Here is a 20,071-nt window from a genome sequence, read left to right as displayed (position 1 = left end):
CGGGGGAGCAGGGGAGGCAGGGGGAGAAATTTCTGTTGCCTATTGCCCATTCGTAATTCGTAATTCGTAATTCGTAATTGCCCATTGCCTATTGCCCATTGCCTATTGACCCTTGGCTCAACCGATAATACCTAAAACTTTCATTAAGGATAATATTAAGAATTGTAAAGAGTGTTAATATTATTTTAAGTCAAGTCTTAATCAACTCATCCATGCTAAGTTCCAACTTGCCCGAAGAATCAGGTCTACTCAAAGCGATATTAGAACCGTTGCTAGAGGATTTGGAATACTGGTTTCAACGGTCGCAGCATCTTTTAGAAACCGAGAAGATGTCCTTTTTAACGCCATCACAACAGGCTGACCTCCTGTATCGGGTGACAGAAGCGCAACGAGAAGTCAGTGCTGCCAAAACGTTGTTTCAGGCGACGGGAGGACAAGTTGGAATTGAAATGGCTGTTTTAATGCCTTGGCATCAATTGTTAACCGAATGTTGGCGAGTTGCTACCCAATTTCGTATCGAACAAGCCAATCCTGTTAATCATTAAGTTTAAAGGCCGAATCCCCATTAAGCTTAATACAATTTTGATCATCGGAGAATGAATCCGAATCAATCCGATAAATAGTTTACAGAAGTTTCTTGCTTCAAGGTCTACCCTAAGCCAAATCTTGATCATCCTTGACCTATGAAAAGGTTTTATCCTTGACCAAAGTATGTCAAAATTAGGTACAGGAACTTCTGAACTCACCCTAACTAAACGTTTAAGATAAAAACCATTTCTGGCATAAAAACGGTTATTAATTAACCGAAGAATCCCTACCCTTAAGGAGATAACAATGTTACATTTAGTTTACATTCTCGCTTTTACCGTTATCGCTTTTCTGGCTGTTCGTAATTTAATTCATAGTCTTTTAACGGTTGGAATGGAATCCCAGAGACAGCCAGATGCTCGCAATTATAGTGGAGGAATGAACTCTGGACGGATGCAAAAAATGTTGCACCCTGAACTATTAGATGAAACTGGAAATTTAATTAATGAACCGTTATTAGTGATGCGTTCTTTGTCGGTTCAAGATGCCCGAAATCAATTAGATAATTTATATAAATCTTCTCCGGGTTCCGTTGATGATCTTCGTGATGATGACTAGAAGACATAAACAATTGAGAATTCAGAATCCGGTTAACAATGAATTATTAACCTTAAAGCTTGTTAAAAAACGCCTCATTGTTAGCCTTTGCCAACAATCTATTTTGATAAATTTTAATCTCCCCTGTTGATTGAATCTGAATCGAGGGGAGATTTTTTAATCTTGCAATGGGATAAATATTTGTTGTCATCGGTTAAAATTTAATCAGGAACAGAACATTAGGGATAGAGCACAATGACCGATTTACCCCCAATTCCCCAGAGGTCTACCTTTGGGAGATTGGAGATTCTGATAGATTCGTTTAAATATTATCTTTAAACTATAATTTCTGCCCGTTAAACTGTTCCCTATTCCCGATTGGCTGTTCCTTGCTATCAATTCAAGATTATCAGCTTGCAATTCTATCTATGTTGTTAAATAAAAAAGATACATCGATAGTGACCTTAACGTTATTGTTATCAATAGCGACCAGTCCCGTTGCCTGGGCAACTTCTCGATGGCCATCTAACGCCAGTGTAGCAGATTCTACTAAGCTACCAGAGTCGTCGTTGCTATCCTCAAAACAGGTTAGAACTATTAATCTTGATCAGCTACCCTTAAATCATCACAATGAATGGGATTTCAAGCTGAAACCGATGTCAACATCTGAGGTCGTCTTGTTGAGTCAACTGGATTCACCGCCACCTCAGCCTAAACTCAATCATGATACTCTCGTCGGTCAATCCTCTCAAGTTCAGCAAGCAACAATTTCAGCCACGGAAGGAGAAATTCCGATTTGGTTATGGTGGTTATTACCAACGCTTCCAATTTTAGGATTTTGGATTGGGTTACAACTCAAAGCTCAACGTTCTAAGTCAGCGAATCAACTTTCTAATGATTCTATTACGCCGATCTTATCAACACAATCTGATGTTCCAACACAACACACTCAGATCGATTCTAGTCCGATTTTAGGGGAGGAAATCAAGTTGCCAGAATCTACAGAATCTCTAAAAACTCCATTGTCTTCTATTGTTTTTTCGGTTTCTGTTCCTCGGACGATTTTAAGAAAACGGAATCAAACTGACCCGGAATTGGCTTCTGTTGAAACTAGGGTCATTCAAGAGGTTACAGAAGCGGTATTGATTGAAGAAATTGATGAAACTGAAGCTGAAACTGTAATTGCAGAATTTAAAACAATTAATGGGGAACAGGGAATTGCAGAAATTGAGAATAGAATAGAACCGGAAATATCAGTTTCAGAAATCTTAGAACCGCAAGAAGATATTTCATCCGAACCTATGATTTTAGAATCGGAGATTGAGGAAAAACCTCAAATTATTGCAGAAATTGAGAATAGAATAGAACCGGAAATATCAGTTTCAGAAATAGCAAAAACTGAACCAGAAGAAACAGAATTAGGAGTAGCTCATCAGGAGGTTCGTTCAGAAACGGATGTCGCAGCGACTAAATTTAACTTAGGAAGAGAGATCAAATTTGAACCTTCCCTGGCGGATGTAGACCAAGGACTTCCAGCACTACCCGATGGTTATGGTCAAAGCCAGATTTTCTTACTTCCCCGTGATCCCAATTGGGCCTATGCTTATTGGGATGTCCCCAACGACCATAAAGAATATATCCGTCAACAAGGTGGAAAATACTTGCTTTTGCGGGTTTATGATGTCACCGGAATTGATATGGACACCCATCCGCCATTTTCGATACAAGAATATGAGTGCGATGAGATGACGCGAGAATGGTATATCCCCATTCCCATGAGTGATCGAGATTATATTGCTGAATTGGGTTATCAGACCCTTGATGGACGTTGGTTAATGCTGGTTCGATCTAATCATATTCGCATTCCCCCCATTTATCCGACCGACTGGGAAAACTATCAATTCATTAATGTTCCTTGGAATCAAGATCTCAGAGGAAAAACCCAGTTTAGGCTTTAATACTGACAAGACAGATTTTGGACATCAAACAAGCTGTTGGCTGTCGCTAACAGCTAATTTTTTTATGGAAGATAGAGAGAATCTCAAACCTGGTAAACTGGCTAATAAAATAGGTAAATCTAAATCAACAAAAATAGCGTGAGTCCCCACCCAAGCGCGAAGCGGGGTGGGGAGGTAGAGCGGGCAATTGAGGGGTTCGATGCCCCTCAATTGCCAATACCAAATCTTCTGTGTTAGCATAAGATCACCTCTTGAGGAAAGCAATGTCTGAAACCCAGTCCCTAACAATCGCTTGCAAACTCCAAGTGGCAGATGCTCTCGTCCCCGAAATAAACGAGACGATGCTGGTTTTTGCAGTTGCTTGTGACTGGATTAACGCAAACACCCCTGAAAAGATGACCAACAAGACAGCTATGCAGTCATTGGTATATCAGGATGTTAGAAGAAACTTTGGATTGTCTTCTAATTTAGCAATTCAAGCTATTAGAAGGGTGTGTGCCAATAGGAAAACAGCGTTCCAAAAAGGTAAGCAAGTTAAGAAATTCAGTCCAACCTCTGTTAGTTATGATGCTCGAATATTCAGTTTCAGAGAAACAGATTGGACAGTTAGTATCAAACTTTTAAACAGTCGCCAAAGATTAAAACTTTTAATTGGTAATTATCAAGTTGGTTTATTAAAAGGACAAGAACCAACATCAGCCGTATTAGTTAAACGTAGAAACGGTGAATACTACATTCACATCACAATCGATCAACCAACCAATCCCATTACAGAAACAAATAACGTTTTGGGTGTTGATTTAGGTCGTACCGATATAGCAACAACATCAGAGGGAGAGTCATGGTCAGGGAAACAGATTACGGATAAGCGCAATCATTATGCAAAACTGAGAGCGTCTCTACAGAAGAAAGCCACGAAAGGCACAAGGTCAACGAGACGGCGTTGTCGTCAGTTACTAGCATGGTTGTCGGGCAAGGAAAAACGCTTTCAGAAACATATTAATCATGAAATCTCCCGTTTGTTGGTTAATCATGCCGTTACCAACAAAAAAGCTATTGCCATTGAAGACTTAACTGGAATCAGAGAACGTACTAATAAAAAACCCAGAAGCAAAATAGATAAGCGTCTGGGCAATAGTTGGGCATTTTATCAGTTAAGACAATTCCTAACTTACAAGTGCATCCTAGCTGGAGTTAAGTTAATCTTAGTTAACCCAGCTTGGACTTCGCAAACTTGTCATAAGTGTTTGGCAATTGGTGATAGAAAAGGGAAAAAGTTTAGCTGTTCTCGTTGTGGTAACCAGTGTGATGCTGATTACAACGGAGCTAAAAATATAGAGGCATTGGGGCGTATTATAAACACGCCTGGAGGCTCAGGTTTATCTTGCAAACTAAAAACTGAAGTGCAATATATTCAGCTTAGCTTGTTTGATGATCTAGGGCTACTGAAAACCTCGACTTCAGCGTAGCGAGTCGAGGTAGTTTATTCTGTACAACCGTTCATAACAGTCTTTCATCTCAGTTTCACGGAACGAAGACACCCTAGATGAGTATCTCGACCTCGGTACTAAAGGAATTGGTGCAGTTTCTGCCCAACTTAAAGCCCCAAATTTATTTTAAATCCTCTTTAACGGCGCTATCTCATGCGATGGAGGATCAAGTTTTGGCGGGAACTGACCAACCTCTGGTGATTGCCACCTTTCAACAGGAGCGATTTTACCGTCAAGAAGCGAACCGTTACCGTAGAATTTCTGAGATTACACCCCAGGTCTATGTCATGGCGGCAGCAGACACGGAATTTACTAACTCCTCTGAATACCACGAAACCGTAGCATTTGTGGCAGAAGATCAACTACGTCAAGAATGGAATTTATTGGTTTTAGGGAAACATTATTCAACTTGTTTAGTGTGTATTGAACGGGCAGATTTAGTCCTAACTTCCGAAATGCCAGAACAGTTATTAATGGATCAAGCTCGTCCATTTGAAGGAATTTGGACATCAGAACGTCAAGTTTGTATTAAAGTTGCAGAATTGCTGTTTGAACGAATTTTATCTTATCGTCCTGAATTATCAGAAAAAATACAGGAAGCTTTTAATTTTTTTGGAATTCGTTCCATCACTCGAAAAGGCAAAAAAACAACAACTCGTACCAAATCTCAATCGATTGCTCAAGATTTTTCTTGTTTAAATGATCCTTTTGCTCGTCGTTTAGTCACCTACTTGCAAGCAGGTCAACATAAACTCTTACGGGTCTATCGTTCCTTAGCAGCAAAAGAACGAAAAGAGCGTTTAGTCAATTCAATTACAGCGACAATTCGACAATCTTTGAATCCCCAAGAAGTGATTAAAGTGGCAACCCAAGAATTAGGGGAAGCAATGGGGGCTTGTCGTTGCTTAATTTATCGCTGCAAAGCAACGGATAATTCTGTTAAAATTTCTAATGAATATTTATGTAATCATGTAATTTCGCTCCTGGGTAAAACATGGGTTTTACGAGAAAATCCCCTATTTCAAGAAGTAGTTCAACGCCAGGAACGAGTTTATATTAATGATACAAATCAAATGAATTGGCTGGAGATAGAACAAGGGAATGAAGCGACAGAAAAAACTTCATTAGTGTCAGCTAAATCTGAAGAAGCGTTAACAAAAATTGCTCAGAAATGGCAAATTCATGGCTGGTTAATGATTCCGATTTTATATCAGGGTCAACTTTTGGGGATGGTGGAATTACATCAATGTAATTGTAATGGTTCTCTATGGCAAGAAGATGATTTATCCATGGTTGAAGCGATCGCCACTCAACTGGGGGCAGCCATTATCCAAGCAGAAACCTACGCCAATTTAGAAGACTTAAATCAACAATTAGAAGCCTTAGAACGCACTCGCAGTAATTTAATTGCCATTACCGGACATGAATTAAGAACCCCATTATCGACGATTTTAATTTGTTTAGAAACCTTAAATCAAGAGCCAGATATGCCCGTTGAAATGCGAAAAGTTATGTTAGATACGGCTTTACAAGATGCTGAACGTTTAAGAAAATTGGTTCAAGACTTTTTAAAGTTATCCCATTTAGAAAGCGGTCGAGTTGATTGGAATCCTGAATCTTTACGATTAAAAGAATGTATTGATTTAGCTATTAGTGGAATTCGTACCCATCATGGAGAACATGAAGTTCCGGGGATAGAAACTCAAGTTCCCTCGGATTTACCCTTAGTGCAAGCGGATGGAGAATGGTTAGTCGAATTATTGTCTAAATTATTAGATAATGCCTGTAAATTTACTAATCGTGATGGGAAAGTTACTATTAATGCCAAACGCAATGGGCATCAGATGGTAGAAGTCACCATTTCAGATACCGGAAGGGGAATTGAACCGAATCGTTTAGATGCCGTATTTGAGCGTTTTTATCAAGAAGAAGGTTCCCTCCGTCGCAGTGTGGGTGGCACGGGTTTAGGATTAGCAATTGGTAAACAAATTGTTAACGGTTGGGGGGGGGAAATTTGGGCAGATTCCCCTGGAAAAAATCAAGGAAGTCAGTTTCATTTCACCATTCCTTATATTGAAATGGAATAAAAAAGAGTGCTTTTCTCCTGCTTCCCTGTTCCCAATTTCCGACTATAACAAAATTTGTAGTTGATATCCCATCATCGCAACGGCAATAAATCCGGCAATAATCATTAATCCAGAGGGCATAAATTTACGAGTTTTGAGTAAACGAGAAATAAAAGTAATAATCAGAAAAACCGACATCACAATGGAGAAAATTAATCCCCAGGTTAACCCTTGAATTTGAAGAATTCCCCCTAAAATCAGTAAAATCCCTGTGCCACAACCTGCTAACAAAGAAATCTGACTTTTCGCTTTAGTATAACCCACAATGCCACCAATAATGGCTAATAAACCGTAGGCGATCGCTGCAATCACTCCTAAACTCATAACACTCCTTTTGATCTGATGATGACAACGTTCTTTTATACAACGTTAGGGTCTAACCCGATTAAAAATCGTTGTAAATTGTATTAAAATTTAAAATTTAGCGTTGTAAAAATTTATATAAAGCCAGATTCTCCTAGAAATTGAGTTTCTTCAAGAAACCCGATGTCTAAAAGAGCAAGTTTTGATAAAATGAAAGATTAATTATTAACGTATTCCTATGTCTTCTCTCAATAGTCAAATTATTTCCCAGGTACGATTTTTACAACGTCAATCGGCATCATTATTATTGTATCAAGAAGTTTTAAATGATGAGATTGGGCAAGCCTTTTTAAACCTTTTAGATGCCTTTCATCAAGGAGAAGTCAGTATTATCAGTTGTTTAAAAGCCTATGGAATTTGGTTTCAAGTCCAAGCCAAATATCGACAAACTTGGCAGGAGCATTTAATTACACAAATTTTACGAGCTGATAATCCTTTTACCCAACAAGCACAACAAATTCCCTTTCAGGAATTATCAACCTCCTTAATTGAAGCAGCTAAACAAGATTTAAAAACCTTACAAACCTTGTATCAATGTCAGGGGGAAAAAGTGAGTCAATGGTTAAGAAGTATTGCCCAACTTTCAGAAAATCCGATGATTTGGCAACGGCAACCGGAACAATTAGATAAAATTGAAGAATTGCCCCTAAAAAGTCAGTTTGCTACGTTAGAAAATTGGTCAGAAGCAGTCGAACCTTTAGCGAATCATTATCGAAAATTTGGCATCGGTTTATTTGCCAGTGCCTCGGCATTTCGTTGGCAAACCGGAAAATTAATCAAAATTTTAAATCCTGATCCGGTACATTTAACTCAACTATTCGGTTATGAAACACAACGGGATATGCTGTTAAAAAATACCGAAATTTTATTAGCCGGATATACCGCCTTAAATGTTTTATTATATGGTAGTCGAGGTTCGGGTAAATCTTCCTTAATTAAGGCATTATTACATCAATATAGCAATCGCGGATTACGATTAATTGAAGTTCCTAAATCTGATTTAAAAGATTTGCCTTTGGTGCTGGAAAAGTTGCGAGGTGTTCCTCAAAAATTTATTATTTTTGTTGATGATTTATCCTTTGAAGAAGATGACGATGCTTTTAAAGCTTTGAAAGTTGTATTAGAAGGAAATTTAACCGCCCGTCCTCAAAATGTTGTGGTTTATGCAACGTCTAACCGTCGTCATTTAGTCCGAGAATATTTTGCCGATCGACCTTCTCCTCAAGAGAATGATGAAATTCAGGGTTGGGATACACTACAGGAAAAATTATCTTTTAGCGATCGCTTTGGGTTAACTTTAACGTTTGAACCTGCGGATCAAAACACTTATTTAAGCATTGTTAAACATTTAGCTTCCCAAGCTGGAATTCATATCAGTCCCGAAGAGTTGCAATTTCAAGCGTTACAATGGGCGACTCGTCATAATGGTCGATCAGGAAGGACTGCGAGACAATTTATTGACTATTTAGGTGCAGAATTAGCAATTTTCATAAAATAGATTGGTCAAAATCAGCAAATAGTGTCATTATAAGCGTGGTAAAAATCTGCTTCAACTTTAAATCTGTCAGGAGGTTTTCACAATGTCAAGTTCCATTGAACTAAATTCTGCGGAAGCATTTGCGGCGATCGCATTAATTGCAGTGGCGGCGGATGGTTATATTACTGCGAGTGAATCTCAAGCCATCACAACGACCTTTTCACGGATGCAGCTTTTCAGTGATTATTCTGGGGAAAAAATGCGAGCAATGATTGATCAACTCCTGAATCAATTACAAGAGCAAGGATCAGATGTATTATTAAAAGCTGCTGTAGAAAAATTGCCCAAGGAACTCAAAGAAACAGCCTTTGCTGTTGTCACTGATATTACCTTAGCTGATGGAGAAATTACAGAAGAAGAAGATTCCTTACTCGATAATCTCTTTAATGTCTTGGAGATTTCTGAAGAGATGGCAAACAATATTATTGATGTTATGTTGATCAAAAATAAAGGATAATTAGATTAAACATCAATCACCATAATTTATGAGGTGGGCATTGCCCTCCTCATCCTTTTTTACCGAAAATTTTAATCTTATAGCAGTTGCACAAGCACGGTTAGAACAAACCTTGAGCCAGCAACCAGACGTTGAAACCTTCTGCTGTTCCTGGTTGCCTGCTATAATTTTTAGAATTTTAGATGGGGGAATAAAATGGTTTATCTTTACCGTCGAATTATTCGTTTTCAAGATACCGATGCCGCGGGTGTGGTTTATTTTGCCAATATTTTAGCGATGTGTCATGAAGCCTACGAAGCTTCTCTAACAAAGGCAGAAATTAACCTGAAACAGTTTTTTACTCATCCTGATTATGCCATTCCTGTTGTTCATGCAACCGTTGATTTCCGATTTCCTTTATTTTGTGGAGATGAAGTTTTAATTGAGTTAATGCCTCAAGTTATCAATGAAAACACTTTCAAAATTGAATATAAACTACTCTTAGAAAAATCTCAGCAATTAATTGCTAAAGCCACAACTAAACATATTTGTATTGACCCTAAAACTCGTCAACGGAAACAGTTTTTACCGGAACTATTAAATTGGTTAAACATGGAATAATGGAAAAGCTTATTTTTTTAAAGGTGACGAATATATTCGATATGATATTTATCAATAAATGACGGATCAAGTTTTTATTGTAAACTACGTTAAAGTTAGGAGGATCTTTTGATTTTATGGCAACTCGAAGTTATGCAATTGTTGGTACAGGCGCAGTCGGAGGATTCTATGGTGCAAGACTGCAAAAAGCAGGTCTGGAAGTTCATTTTTTAGTTGATCGAGATTATGAAGTTGTCCGCACACAAGGGTTAAGAATTGACTCGCCCAACGGTAATTTTACCCTACCTAAAGTTAATGCTTATCATGATGTTCATCAAATGCCGCCTTGTGATGTGGTCATTGTCGCCTTAAAAACAACTCAAAACCATATATTACCCCAACTATTACCCCCTATTGTTAAACCTGATGGAGTTGTTTTACTCTTGCAAAATGGATTTAATATCGAACCTAAAATTGCTGAAATTGTCGGTGAAGCACGAGTGATGGGAGGATTATGCTTTATTTGTGCTAATAAAATAGAACCGGGATATATTCAGCATATTGATTATAGCGATGTTCATTTAGGAGACTATCACGCTCAATATCAACCCGGAGGAATTTCTGAGCGAATGATTGAGATCGCCGCCAATTTTAAACAAGCTGAAATTCCGGTAGAATTGACTGAAGATTTAATGTTATCTCGATGGAAAAAATTAGTTTGGAATATTCCCTATAATGGTCTTTCAGTGGTGTTAAATGCCCGAACTGATGAAATGATGGGCAACCCAGAAACCCGTGTTTTAGTGAAAGAATTAATGCAAGAAGTCGTTGCGATCGCCTCTAGTTATAATCGTCATCTTCCTGATGATTATATTCAATTAATGTTAGATCATACAGATCAAATGAGACCTTATTTAACCAGTATGAAATTAGATTATGATGCTCATCGTCCTTTAGAACTAGAAGCCATTGTTGGAAATCCTTTACAAGCTGCGATCGCTCACGGAGTCAATGTTCCTAAAATTACGATGCTTTATCAACAGTTAAAATTTTTAGATTCCCGCAATCAAACTATTGATAAATAATCCAATTCCCCTTGATTCCCGAAAATAGGAATTTAGGGGTAAAGTTCCATAGACTGACCTTTCCTTTGAGTCATTCTATCAATAATGACCTCAACAGAAGCCGTAATATTTTCTTGAATTGGCTCACCTTTTCCCTTAAAGGTTGCTCAAACAGTTTTCAATCACTACCACTCGACACCTTAGATTATTTACCAATACAAAATCTGCTAAAAATTCGATCTAAAACAGATTCTGTCACTTCTTCTCCCGTCACTTCTCCTAACGCATGAATCGCGCCTCGCAGATCAATTGTCCAAAAATCAAAAGGCAGTTGATCACGAATAGTGGTTTCTACTTGTTCTAAACACAATTTAGCACGGCTTAAGGCAGCAGCTTGACGTTGATTAATCGCAAACTCTAAATTCGAGGCTTGAACATTTCCCGCTTGAACGGCATTTAATATAGCATTTTCTAACTCTGGAAGTCCTTGATTTAAAGCAGCAGCCATTGGAACAATTGCCTGATTTTCAATGTTTAAACATTGAATTACTGTTATTTTTAATTGTTCTAATTCCTGGGAATTTACTTGATCAATTTTATTGATTACAACAATAAAATGATTGGTTTTGACCTGCTGATAAATTTCTAAATCCGCCTCAGTTAATCCCATCGTTGCATCTAACGTTAATAACACTAAATCCGCAGATTGTGCCGCTTGTCGCGATCGCTCAATACCAATTTTTTCTACTTGATCTTCCGAGTGACGAATTCCCGCCGTATCTAAGACTTGAATGGGAATTCCGCCTACCACTAATTGTGATTCGACTACATCACGAGTTGTTCCCGGTAAGTTAGTTACAATGGCGCGATCGCTTCGACTCCAAGCATTTAATAAACTCGATTTTCCCACATTTGGACGACCGACAATCGCAACTTTTAACCCGGTTCTTAATAGCTCTCCCGTGTCTGCGGTCGCTAAAAATCGAGATAATTCTTCTAAAACGTGATGAATTTGTCCGATAATTTCCGATTCATTTAAAGGCGGTAAATCTTCCTCAAAATCCACTCTTGCTTCAATTTCTGCTAAAATATCTAAACAAGTTGCTCGTAATTCTCGAATTGGGTTAGCTAATTTTCCTTGAATTCCAGCTAATGCCATTTGAGCGGCTGCAATCGATTGAGAACCGACCAATTCCGCCACACTTTCAGCTTGAGTTAAATCTAACCGTCCATTTAAAAATGCCCGTAAGGTAAATTCCCCCGGTTGTGCTAACCGGGCTCCTAATTCAATACACAATTGCAGCACTTGTTGTACCGCAATAATCCCCCCATGACAATGAAATTCCACCACATCTTCACGGGTATAAGAACGGGGAGATAACATTAATAATAACAACGCTTCATCAATAGTTTTTTGAGTTTTGGGATGGCGAATATAGCCATATAAAATTCGGTGACTTTCCCAAGTTTGCCGTCCTGGGGAATAAAATAACTGTTTCGCAATGGCTTGAGATTCTGTACCCGACATCCGAACAATTCCCACGCTTCCCTGTTGCGGTACAATAGCCGTGGCGATCGCTACAATTGTTTCCCCAGTTGCCAAAACTTCACCCATTTTTTAATTAAAAAAGTCCTATAGATCTTTGATTTTAACGTAACAAATATTGGGGAATAGGCAATCTTGCTATAGGCAATAGGCAATGGGCAACAGAAATTTCTCCCCCTGCCTCCCCTGCTCCCCCGTTCCCTCTTCTCCCTCTTCTCCCCTCTCTTCTGTACAATGAAATCAAGAAACTTTTATTGTAGAGTTGTACAGTTAATCAATGTCTATAGCAGAGTCCGATGGTTCTCAAGAACCATTAGAGAAAAAAGTCCATTTGCCAAAAACCAGTGAATCTGAAGCCTTAAAGCGAATTCGCCATACGACTTCCCACGTTATGGCAATGGCTGTACAAAAACTGTTTCCCAAGGCACAAGTTACCATTGGCCCTTGGATTGAGAATGGGTTTTATTATGACTTTGATAGTCCCGAACCCTTTACTGAAAAGGATTTGAAAGCCATTCAGAAAGAAATGGTTAAGATTATCAAACGTAAACTTCCCGTCCTTCGAGAAGAAGTCAGCCGGGAAGAAGCCCAAGCACGAATTCAGAAACTGGGAGAACCCTATAAACTGGAAATCCTCGAAGGTTTACAGGAACCGATTACCTTATACCATTTAGGAGATCAATGGTGGGATTTGTGTGCAGGGCCCCACGTTGAAAATACCTTGGAAATTAACCCCAATGCCATTGAACTTGAAAGTGTAGCCGGAGCTTACTGGCGAGGAGATGAAACCAAAGCCCAACTGCAACGGATTTATGGGACAGCGTGGGAAACACCCGAACAATTAGCCGAATATAAACGACGCAAGGAAGAAGCGCTCCGACGTGACCATCGCCGTTTGGGAAAAGAGTTAGGGTTGTTTATTTTCTCTGATTTGGTTGGCCCCGGATTACCGTTGTGGACACCCAAGGGAACCTTATTACGCAGTACCTTAGAGGATTTTCTCAAACAAGAACAATTAAAGCGCGGCTATTTACCTGTAACGACTCCCCATATTGGTCGAGTCGATTTATTTAAGACATCGGGACATTGGCAGAAATATAAAGAAGATATGTTCCCGATGATGGCTGAGGACGAGGAAGCGCAGGAAAAAGAACAGGGGTTTGTGCTTAAACCAATGAACTGTCCTTTTCATATCCAAATTTATAAAAGTGAATTGCGTTCCTATCGAGAACTTCCCATGCGGTTAGCAGAGTTTGGGACAGTTTATCGTTATGAACAATCAGGAGAATTAGGAGGGTTAACGCGGGTTCGAGGGTTTACCGTTGATGATTCCCATTTATTTGTCACTCCTGAACAGTTGGATGATGAATTCCTCAAGGTGGTTGATTTAATTCTCTCGGTGTTCCGAAGTCTACAACTAAAGAACTTTAAAGCTCGATTGAGTTTCCGTGACCCCAATTCTGATAAATATATTGGCTCAGATGAAGTTTGGAACCAGTCAGAAGCTGCTATTCGGCGGGCGGTGGAAACCTTGGGAATGAATTACTTTGAGGGTGTTGGCGAAGCTGCCTTCTATGGCCCAAAATTAGATTTTATTTTCCAAGATGCCTTAGAACGGGAATGGCAGTTGGGAACGGTTCAAGTAGACTATAATCTACCCCAGCGCTTTGATTTAGAATATGTGGCTGAAGATGGTAGCCGTCAGCGTCCAGTTATGATTCACCGCGCGCCCTTTGGCTCTCTGGAGCGATTAGTAGGAATATTAATAGAGGAATATGCGGGAGATTTCCCGTTGTGGTTAGCCCCAGTACAGTTCCGGCTATTACCCGTCAGTCAAGATTTCTTACCCTTTGCCCAAGAGATTGCCAGTCTATTACGGTCTGTTGGCGTTCGTGCTGAAGCGGATGCCAGTAATGAACGCTTAGGGAAACTGATTCGCAATGCCGAGAAAAATAAAATTCCCGTCATGGCGGTGGTTGGGGCTAAGGAAGTTGAATCAAATTGCTTGAATATTAGAACTCGTGCTGATGGGGAATTAGGCGCCATTCCTGTTGGGGATGTGCTCACACGGATGCAACAGGCTATTTCTAATTACAGCAATTTCTGAGTCTAAGCCCGATGCAGAGCGACATCCAGACTGAGAAATCTGATATTATCGCTCTGGCCTAACTGTAGGTGCTTATTGGAAACCATGACTGAAGCATTCGACGGATTAAGGACAATTTCCCTGTTTGAAATATGATTGATACTCTTTTTGCCCCTCATCCGGTGGTGCAGTCGGGATTAACCCCGGATGCACGGGTGCTTCAGTCCCTGAAAACTATAATAACTATAAAAAAAACCCAAAAAGATTATGAGTACAACCAAAAAGGAAGTAGAATCTTTGTTGAAAAACCTACCGGATGATTGTTCTCTGGAAGATGTGCAATACCATCTTTATGTAATCGAAAAAGTCCGTCATGGACTGACGATTCACGAAACGACCAGGAATCTCATACAAGAGGAAGCAGAAGGTTTATTAAGTAAATGGGTTATCAAGTAGTTTGGTCGCCTCAAGCCATTGATGATATTGATGCAATTGCTGCTTACATTGCACGGGATTCAATTTCTTATGCGGCGGCGGTTGTTCAGAGAATCATTGAGGTTACGCGCAACTTGAGTTTATCTCCTGAAGCGGGAATGATGGTTCAAGAATTTGGCGACGAAACCATCCGCGAACAGTTTGCTTACACCTATCGAATTATTTATCAAATTCAAAATGAGATTGTAACTATTGCAGCAGTGATTCACGGAAAAACGTTATTAAGATTTGAATTAAGTCAGCAGTAAATTAATTTATTCCATCCCCGTAGAGACGTGCCATGGCGCGTCTCTACTCATTTATGGCGCGTCTCTACTCATTTATGGTTTGACGGAAGGATTTTGCTGCTATTAAAGGATTCGGATGTTGTACATATTCCGCTAATACGGTTAAATTGAGAGAGGGAAGCAGTTCACTGTTTTTGATTAATTCATATCCTGATGTTGGCTGAAATTGTTCTATTGTTTCAGACCGAAAATGATAAACTTGAAACTGATTATTTTGCCAAAACCACACTTCACGGACTCCTAATCTTTGATAAACTTCTAAACGATTAATTCCGCCACTGGTAATAATAACTTCTATGGCTAAATCAGGGATTTCTTTATTATTTCCAATACAATAACTCTCGTCCGGTTCAGTTCCGCCTCTTTGTTCTGGGTTCCGCAAGGTCATGGAACCTGTGGGATAATATTCGGTATTTGTTTCTAAAAAATAAATTTCTAAAAGGGTTCCAATTCGAGTTTTAATACTTTCGTGATTGCGGCTGGGGGACATAACTTCTAAAATTCCATCTAAATAAGTTAAGCGAAACTCTAAACTATCTTCTAATTGAGTTAATAACGTTTCATAATGTTGCCAAGTTACCTTATCCGTGATGTAGCGAACCTCTGAACCTTGGAGGTTTTCTTCGGAATTAAGGAATGTTTCCAGTTTACTAGCTAACATTGTTAAATCTCCTCTTTAACAAAATTATATCAAAAACCCGTTGTTGCGCGAAGTGCTATAATTACTGATTTAAGGTTTGACGGAAGGATTTTGCAGCTATTAAAGGATTAGGATGTTGTACATATTCCGCTAATACGGTTAAATTGAGAGAGGGAAGCAGTTCACTCTTTTTGATTAATTCATATCCTGATGTTGGCTGAAATTGTTCTATCGTTTCAGACCGAAAATGATAAACCTGAAACTGATTATTTTGCCAAAACCAAACTTCACGCACTCCCAATCTTTGATAAACTTCTAAACGATTAATTCCGCCACTGGTAATGATAACTTCTATGGCTAAATCAGGGATTTCTTTATTAGTTCCAATACAATAACTCTCGTCCGGTTCAGTTCCGCCTCTTTGTTCTGGGTTCCGCAAGGTCATGGAACCTGTGGGGTAATATTCGGTATTTGTTTCTAAAAAATAGATAAGCAATAAATCCCCAATTCGGGTTTTGATACTTTCATGGTTGCGACTAGGGGACATAACTTCTAAAATTCCATCTAAATAAGTTAAGCGAAACTCTAAACTATCTCCTAATTGAGTTAATAACGTTTCATAATGTTGCCAAGTTACCTTATCCGTGATGTAGCGAACCTCTGAACCTTGGAGGTTTTCTTCGGAATTAAGGAATGTTTCCAGTTTACTCGCTAACATCGTTGAATCTCCTTTTTATAAAATTAAATCCTATTTTTACCCATCCAAACCTAACTAATTTTTAACTTGACTTAATTTTAAAACATCCGTAAAGGTTGAACAATAGCCAGGTAAATCATACACCGCAGGATGAACCGGATTTTGATAGGTAAAATGACGATAATTGAGACAAAATCGATCCCATTCTGCCATTTGGATTTTAAATAACCAGATGAAAAAGTTCGCTAACCGGGGTGATAAATTTAAGCGAAAATAAATAGGTTTTTGATAATATTCACAAGCGGTTTCTACGGCTTGATTTAAGGTAATTTCAGGATTTCCTAAAACAAATTGTTCGGTTTCTGGGGAAATCGGAGGATGATTGACTAAATAATACACCACTGCTGCAATATCAGCAGCATGAATAAAATGGAAACTTGCATCTGCTTGAAACCAACGAATTAAATTAATCCATTTAACTACATCAGAAATCCCTGAAGATAAATGAGAATAAGGTTTATTTTGTTCTCCTCCTAATACTAAAGTCGGAAATAATACCCTTAATGGTGGAATATTAGACGTTATTTGTAGTAATTCCTGTAAACATTCATATTTAGTTCTAATATAATCGGTTCCGATTTCCCCTGCTTCGGGTAATAATTTATTATTTTGATCTAAAATACTCGCGGTTGAAAAATACAATATCTGCTCACAAATATCGGGATTTAATAATTTCACTAATTCTAAATTGGCTTTAACATTAATTTCTAAAACTTCTTGATATCCTCCCCAAGCGGTGGCAATTAAAATGGCTATATTAATCGTCGATAATAAATCTTTAAATTGATTGATATCTCTTAAATCACCTTGAAGAATATGAATATTAGAACGATCCTTATAATCAAATCCTAATTGCTCAGGATTTCTAACTAATAAAAATAATTCATGTTCGGTATTTTGAATTAATTTTTCAGCAATATAGTGACCAATACAACCACTCGCACCTGTAATAAAAATTCTTTTTTTCATAATATTTAGTGATGGTTAATTTCTGAAATTTTATATTAATTTATAATAGGGAAAAAATATTTTATGTTTTAGGAAAAGTTTTCAATTGAATTCCCCTGTAGAGACGTTGCATCCAACGTCTCTTGGAATTAGGGGATTGAAGTTTTGAGGGAATCAAAGGGTTTTTTTACGCTGAAGCGCAACAACGGGTTTAGGCGTGGACGCTTAATAATTGATCCGCTTGTTTTGCTGTTTCAAAGAAATAGGCAACGTTTTCTTCTGGGGTATTTTGAAGGACACCATGCCCTAAATTTAGGATATGACCTTGATTTCCGGCTTTTTTAATCGTATCTAAAATCCGAGCGCGGATCATCTCTTTTGAACCGAATAAAATACAAGGATCAAGATTGCCTTGAACGCCAATATTTTGACCCAAACGTTGACGTGCATCCGCCATATCAACCATCCAGTCAACGCTAACAAAATCAAACCCGGTTTTAGCAATTCGTTCTAATAATCCTGAACTGCCACTAATATAAAGAATTAATGGGGTATCAGGATGGGTTTGTTTGACTTGATCAATAACTCGTTTTTGATAAGGTAAGGCAAAAACTTCATAATCTTGGGGGCTTAATTGACCCGCCCAAGAATCAAACATTTGAATCACTTGTGCGCCGGAATCAATTTGATAACGCACATAAACAGCGATCGCATCTGCCACTTTTTCTAAGAATTTATGCAGGATAGCAGGTTCAGAAAATGCCATTTTTTTAATAATAGCATAATCTTTAGAACTCTTGCCTTCAATCGCATAAGCCGCTAACGTCCAAGGAGCACCAACAAATCCTAAAACAGCCGCTTGATTTCCCACTTCCTTGCGTAAGGTTTGCAGAATTTCCCGAATAAACGGTAAGCTTTCTTCCGGTTCAATGGGATGCAGTTTTTCAACTTGTTCTAAACTGCGAATGGGTGGATCAATAATGGGCCCTTTGCTTTCGATAATATCGAAATTAATGCCAATTCCAGGCAGAGGTGTTAGAATATCGGAAAATAAAATTACGCCATCTGGCTGAAACGCACGGAACGGTTGCAGGGAAATTTCAACGGCGATTTCTGTTTTTTCGGAACGTTCGCGGAAGGAGGGGTATTGTTCCCGTAGATCACGATATGCTTTCATATAGCGACCCGCCTGTCGCATCATCCACACGGGGGGACGATCTAGTTTTTCACCACGAGCAGCACGCAACAGATAGGGAATTTGGGTCGATTCGGTCATTTTAACGATACTAAAGTTTAAAAAAGTTTTTAGGCCAATCCTTAGCTTACCACTGAAGGGGATCGGGTGTTGGCTGCGGTTGACCTAGTGTGAAGTTCACTGTTTTAATACCGAATCTCAAACCCTTGTAAACCTTCTGGTTCTTCAAAATAAATGATAACATCCTGGGGTTGAGCAGATTTTGGCCCCTGATAACACCATTGAATCATTCGATCTATGGTGTCTTGATGTCCTTCAAATACAGCTTCTACTCGACCATCGGTTAGATTTTTCACCCAACCTTGAAGACCGAGAGCCGTGGCTTGTTTCTGGGTAGAGTAGCGATATCCGACGCCTTGGACTTGTCCAGAGACAAAAACGTGAGCGCGAACGATAATCGATTCAGATGACGTTTGCATTGACGAATGAAGATAAGCAACATATACATATGTTGAGAGTTTATATTGGTTTTAGATTACATAGGAGTGATTTTATGATGGCAGACAATTTAGTGATTATCTTTATTTTGGGAGTTGTTGTTGGGGTGGGAATTGCTTATGCGTTGTTTCAACAACAAAGCTCCAAACAAAAACAAGGTATAGAGGAGAAAATTCGTCAAGAGCGAGAGGAACAGGAAAGATCCCATCAAATTCGTCAACAACAAACGGTTCAGGAGTTACAACAGGAACATCAAAACCAACTTCAGCAACTAAGAGAAACGCTAGAAATGGAATATCAGGCTGAACGGGAACAGATGGGTTTGCAGTTACAGGAAAAGGATTCTCAACTTCAACAGATCAGTCAATCCTGGGCGATGTCTGAAGCTCAAGTCCAACAACTCCAAGAACAGTTACAAAACACTGAAGATCAAGTTATAGAACTATATAAAACCCTGAGTGAGTATGCAACATTACTGGAACGACTAACGACTCAATTACAAGCAAGTCAATCACAGGTTGATCAACTGAATCAATCTTCTGTTGAAGAAACAGTTGAACCTCCTATTTTAGCAGAAGAAACAACTCCAGCAGTAGAACTAACTTTAACATTACCCGAAACACAAGAGGAAGCATCTTTTATTGAGGAGGAAGTTACAGAAACGCCGCTCACTATTATTGAAGTAGAACCTTCTACTGTATCAGAAATGATTACGGAACCTGATGTTGTAGAACCTTCTACTGTATCAGAAATTATTACGGAACCTGATGTTGTAGAACCTTCTACTGTTTCAGAAATTATTACGGAACCTGATGTTGTAGAACCTTCTACTGTTTCAGAAATTATTACGGAATCTGATGTTGTAGAACCTTCTACTGTTTCAGAAATGATTACGGAATCTGATGTTGTAGAACCTTCTA

General features: G+C 38.8%; 20 protein-coding genes. 13 read left to right on the top strand and 7 right to left on the bottom strand.

What is annotated here, in order from left to right; translation table 11 throughout:
- Nucleotides 1-212 precede the first annotated feature (212 nt).
- The 5 genes from ACKPEB_RS05145 to ACKPEB_RS05125 all read left to right on the top strand — a co-directional run bounded on the left by ACKPEB_RS05145 (nt 213) and on the right by ACKPEB_RS05125 (nt 6,660).
- Nucleotides 213-545 (top strand): DUF2605 domain-containing protein, encoded by a 333-nt coding sequence (locus tag ACKPEB_RS05145; RefSeq protein WP_408963763.1) that lies wholly within the window; start codon nt 213-215, stop codon nt 543-545.
- 289 nt (nt 546-834) lie between these two features.
- Complete coding sequence (locus tag ACKPEB_RS05140) at nt 835-1,146, top strand: DUF2973 domain-containing protein (RefSeq protein ID WP_408963762.1); 312 nt, start codon at nt 835-837, stop codon at nt 1,144-1,146.
- A 407-nt stretch (nt 1,147-1,553) separates the two neighbouring features.
- Nucleotides 1,554-3,083, top strand: a complete 1,530-nt coding sequence (locus tag ACKPEB_RS05135) for a DUF4912 domain-containing protein (protein ID WP_408963761.1) — start codon at nt 1,554-1,556, stop codon at nt 3,081-3,083.
- A 263-nt stretch (nt 3,084-3,346) separates the two neighbouring features.
- Entirely contained in the window at nt 3,347-4,552 is a 1,206-nt protein-coding gene (locus ACKPEB_RS05130; RefSeq protein WP_408963760.1) for an RNA-guided endonuclease InsQ/TnpB family protein, read from the top strand.
- A 77-nt stretch (nt 4,553-4,629) separates the two neighbouring features.
- Nucleotides 4,630-6,660: a DICT sensory domain-containing protein gene (locus tag ACKPEB_RS05125; protein WP_408963759.1), complete on the top strand. Its 2,031-nt coding sequence runs from the start codon at nt 4,630-4,632 to the stop codon at nt 6,658-6,660.
- Between the two features lie 42 nt (nt 6,661-6,702).
- Here ACKPEB_RS05125 and ACKPEB_RS05120 read toward each other — a convergent pair whose 3' ends face one another.
- Nucleotides 6,703-7,023, bottom strand: coding sequence for a TMEM14 family protein (locus tag ACKPEB_RS05120; protein ID WP_408963758.1), 321 nt, complete (start codon nt 7,021-7,023; stop codon nt 6,703-6,705).
- A gap of 217 nt (nt 7,024-7,240) precedes the next feature.
- Here ACKPEB_RS05120 and ACKPEB_RS05115 point away from each other — a divergent pair, with 217 nt between their 5' ends.
- The 4 genes from ACKPEB_RS05115 to ACKPEB_RS05100 all read left to right on the top strand — a co-directional run bounded on the left by ACKPEB_RS05115 (nt 7,241) and on the right by ACKPEB_RS05100 (nt 10,720).
- A complete protein-coding gene (locus ACKPEB_RS05115; protein WP_408963756.1) occupies nt 7,241-8,560 on the top strand; it encodes an ATP-binding protein in 1,320 nt (439 codons plus the stop codon).
- Between the two features lie 82 nt (nt 8,561-8,642).
- Nucleotides 8,643-9,056: a tellurite resistance TerB family protein gene (locus ACKPEB_RS05110; RefSeq protein ID WP_408963755.1), complete on the top strand. Its 414-nt coding sequence runs from the start codon at nt 8,643-8,645 to the stop codon at nt 9,054-9,056.
- Nucleotides 9,057-9,251: 195 nt separating this feature from the next.
- Nucleotides 9,252-9,656, top strand: coding sequence for an acyl-CoA thioesterase (locus ACKPEB_RS05105; RefSeq protein ID WP_408963754.1), 405 nt, complete (start codon nt 9,252-9,254; stop codon nt 9,654-9,656).
- Nucleotides 9,657-9,772: 116 nt separating this feature from the next.
- Nucleotides 9,773-10,720 carry a putative 2-dehydropantoate 2-reductase gene (locus ACKPEB_RS05100; RefSeq protein ID WP_408963753.1) on the top strand — a complete coding sequence of 316 codons (948 nt, stop codon included), beginning with the start codon at nt 9,773-9,775 and terminating at the stop codon, nt 10,718-10,720.
- A 184-nt stretch (nt 10,721-10,904) separates the two neighbouring features.
- On the opposite strand, the gene mnmE is transcribed toward ACKPEB_RS05100, so the two are convergent.
- Entirely contained in the window at nt 10,905-12,314 is a 1,410-nt protein-coding gene (mnmE, locus tag ACKPEB_RS05095) for a tRNA uridine-5-carboxymethylaminomethyl(34) synthesis GTPase MnmE (protein WP_408963752.1), read from the bottom strand.
- Between the two features lie 208 nt (nt 12,315-12,522).
- Here mnmE and thrS point away from each other — a divergent pair, with 208 nt between their 5' ends.
- From thrS to ACKPEB_RS05080, 3 genes are all read left to right on the top strand, one after another.
- Nucleotides 12,523-14,352: a threonine--tRNA ligase gene (thrS, locus tag ACKPEB_RS05090; protein WP_408963751.1), complete on the top strand. Its 1,830-nt coding sequence runs from the start codon at nt 12,523-12,525 to the stop codon at nt 14,350-14,352.
- 131 nt (nt 14,353-14,483) lie between these two features.
- A complete protein-coding gene (locus tag ACKPEB_RS05085) occupies nt 14,484-14,651 on the top strand; it encodes a hypothetical protein (protein ID WP_408963749.1) in 168 nt (55 codons plus the stop codon).
- 120 nt (nt 14,652-14,771) lie between these two features.
- Nucleotides 14,772-15,074, top strand: a complete 303-nt coding sequence (locus ACKPEB_RS05080) for a type II toxin-antitoxin system RelE/ParE family toxin (RefSeq protein WP_408963748.1) — start codon at nt 14,772-14,774, stop codon at nt 15,072-15,074.
- A gap of 64 nt (nt 15,075-15,138) precedes the next feature.
- On the opposite strand, the gene ACKPEB_RS05075 is transcribed toward ACKPEB_RS05080, so the two are convergent.
- From ACKPEB_RS05075 to ACKPEB_RS05055, 5 genes are all read right to left on the bottom strand, one after another.
- Nucleotides 15,139-15,774, bottom strand: coding sequence for a Uma2 family endonuclease (locus tag ACKPEB_RS05075; RefSeq protein ID WP_408963747.1), 636 nt, complete (start codon nt 15,772-15,774; stop codon nt 15,139-15,141).
- 61 nt (nt 15,775-15,835) lie between these two features.
- The gene (locus ACKPEB_RS05070; RefSeq protein ID WP_408963746.1) at nt 15,836-16,471 is read right to left on the bottom strand and encodes a Uma2 family endonuclease; all 636 of its coding nucleotides are present in this window, start codon (nt 16,469-16,471) and stop codon (nt 15,836-15,838) included.
- 54 nt (nt 16,472-16,525) lie between these two features.
- Nucleotides 16,526-17,479: an NAD-dependent epimerase/dehydratase family protein gene (locus ACKPEB_RS05065; protein WP_408963745.1), complete on the bottom strand. Its 954-nt coding sequence runs from the start codon at nt 17,477-17,479 to the stop codon at nt 16,526-16,528.
- A 190-nt stretch (nt 17,480-17,669) separates the two neighbouring features.
- Nucleotides 17,670-18,734 carry a uroporphyrinogen decarboxylase gene (hemE, locus tag ACKPEB_RS05060; RefSeq protein ID WP_408963744.1) on the bottom strand — a complete coding sequence of 355 codons (1,065 nt, stop codon included), beginning with the start codon at nt 18,732-18,734 and terminating at the stop codon, nt 17,670-17,672.
- A 104-nt stretch (nt 18,735-18,838) separates the two neighbouring features.
- Entirely contained in the window at nt 18,839-19,132 is a 294-nt protein-coding gene (locus ACKPEB_RS05055; protein WP_408963743.1) for an acylphosphatase, read from the bottom strand.
- A 74-nt stretch (nt 19,133-19,206) separates the two neighbouring features.
- Between ACKPEB_RS05055 and ACKPEB_RS05050 the strand changes: the two genes are divergently transcribed.
- Nucleotides 19,207-20,071 (top strand): hypothetical protein (locus tag ACKPEB_RS05050; protein ID WP_408963742.1); only part of this gene is annotated, 865 nt, incomplete at its 3' end.

The organism is Planktothrix sp., assembly GCF_046067725.1.
In the GTDB taxonomy this organism is placed as follows: Bacteria; Cyanobacteriota; Cyanobacteriia; order Cyanobacteriales; family Microcoleaceae; genus Planktothrix.
This window is presented reverse-complemented; position numbering and strand designations above follow the sequence as displayed.